Below are 2,067 nucleotides of genomic sequence, written 5' to 3'. Positions count from 1 at the left end.
CGACATGGACGAAAAAATGCTTTCACTGGAACAGGAAACTAAAATCAAGGAAAAAGCTCTCAAATTGAAAGAAGAGAGGAAGCTCCGTAAAATTTATCCGATGGTGGTCTTCGGAGACACGACCAACGGCGAGAAAGAGACCTACGTAGTTTATATGTCCGAACCGAACTTTCCACAATTCAGCAAATTCATGGCCGCATCCAAAAAAGACGAGGTCATGGCGATGCGCACACTTGCCCGGGACTGTTTTGTGGATGGTGACAAGGAACTTGTGGATGACGAGTCACTTTTCCTTTTCGGACTTATGGGACAACTTTCCGAACTTATCACCACGCGGCAGAGTCTTCTGGTAAACTTATAGGCCGGTGGGTGGTGACGGACGATCAGCGTATCCGCCAGCGGACTGTCTATATCCGCCACTACTTCCCCGGCGTCAACCTTGACACGATCTCTGACGAGGAGTTCGCCATGTTCTCCGAAGAGGCGCTGTGGCTGCACGAGCAGATGCTTGCCAGCCGCATGCCGTTGCCGGTTTCCATGCCGGAGAGGATACCCTGAACGGCCGCTGTAGTCCTCCGGGGGTACGGCGGCTTCGTTTTACCCCCGCCCTTTCCGGTGACACTGCTCTTTTAATGCGACATTCCCTTCAATCATGGTTCAGGAACAAAACTATCAGGTCAATTATACCATCAACGTCGACGCCTCGCAAGGCACCAGACAGGTCATAGCCTTCGGTGAGGCTGTGGGCAAGCTGGTGCAGGCGAAAGCCTCGCTGTCCCCTGCGGTAAACAACATCAAGACAATGATGGACGAAGTTGACCGTGTCTTCCGTACCAAGAATGGGAAGAAGCGTAGTTTTGACTATCGGCTGACTATTGACACGAGGAGCAGTGAGGAGAAGCTGGAACGTGTCAAGAACCTGCTTACGGACATTGCGGCCCTTTCCAAAGGAATCAGCCTGACCATTAATGCGGGACAGGTACTCGGCAGCAAAAAAATCAAGACCGCCGCTAAAAATCTCTACGAGAAGAAAGCAGCGGAGATTCGCAAGGCCGAAATTGAGAAAAATGCGGCCTCTTCAGTAGGTACGATGGTCGATGCCCAGAAGCGCATAACCAAGGCCATCGGCAAAATCAATTCCGCCCTGGTTTCCGTGGAACGCGGCAGGGAGCTGCAAATCAGGACCGATACAGCGGAAAACCGGCTGCAACGTGTGCTTTCCCTGCTGGAACGTATCAAGGGGGAATCCCGCCTGAGCCTGGGCATGCAGGGTGGAATGTCCGTGAGGAGCTTGTTCCCTTCCATTCCCGTGCCTTATGCCCCGGGAACATTCGTCATGCCGGAAAAGGAACAGAAGAAACTGATGGGGCGTCTTTATGTCCGGCAGCAGCTGCATCGCCAGAAACTTGCACATGCCGAGGAGGTTTTTGCTGCGGACCAGCGTCGCAAGACGGAATCGGCCCGGGCCGCCGCAGAGGAGAAACGGCGTGCCGACGAAGCCCGTATCAGGGAACGGGAACGTAAGGATGCCGCCCGCGAAGCGGAGAAGTTACGCCGGCAGACAGAACAGGCACGCCGGAAAGCCGAAACGGAACAGCGCAAGGCGGAGCAGGCGGCAAGAAAACAGGAACAGCGTAATGCGATACAGGCCGTACGGCTGATGCAGCGGGAACATACCGCTGCCGGGACACTTTACCGTAGCAAGCGACGTGCGGCCATCAACCGTATCCAATACTCGAAGGCACCCTCGCTGAGGAATCTGCCTTTCGCTTCCATGCTGAACGCCTACATGGGCTACAGCCTGGTACGTTCGGAACTGTCTGACGCTGTCGAATATGCCAATATCATGAAGTCGGCCAGATCCATCCTGCGCGTGGCCGACATGGATCTGGGTTCTTTTGAGACCCGCTTCGATGACATGGCCCGCCATGTCCGCAAGATAGGAATCGATACGAAATATACTGCTGTGGAAATCGCCGGCGCCGTCAAGTTCCTTTCCATGGCCGGCATGGATATCGAGACAATCCACAAATCCATCCGGCCGGTCACGAACCTGGCGCTCATCGG

At 54.6% G+C, this 2,067-nt stretch carries 2 protein-coding genes and 1 pseudogene; all 3 read left to right on the top strand.

Annotated elements, in window-relative coordinates; translation table 11 throughout:
* Positions 1-361, top strand: a 361-nt coding sequence (locus LPH68_RS26030) for a hypothetical protein (RefSeq protein WP_230297254.1), incomplete at its 5' end; no start/stop codon positions are given.
* A gap of 8 nt (positions 362-369) precedes the next feature.
* Positions 370-558: a hypothetical protein gene (locus LPH68_RS26025; RefSeq protein ID WP_226776871.1), complete on the top strand. Its 189-nt coding sequence runs from the start codon at positions 370-372 to the stop codon at positions 556-558.
* 94 nt (positions 559-652) lie between these two features.
* Positions 653-2,067: pseudogene (locus LPH68_RS26020) on the top strand (phage tail tape measure protein); the annotation flags it as partial.

This window comes from Bacteroides sp. 1_1_30 (genome assembly GCF_020982715.1).
Lineage (GTDB): Bacteria > Bacteroidota > Bacteroidia > Bacteroidales > Bacteroidaceae > Bacteroides > Bacteroides xylanisolvens.
The sequence above is the reverse complement of the archived record's forward strand: the minus strand, read 5'-3'. Positions and strand labels throughout refer to the sequence as shown.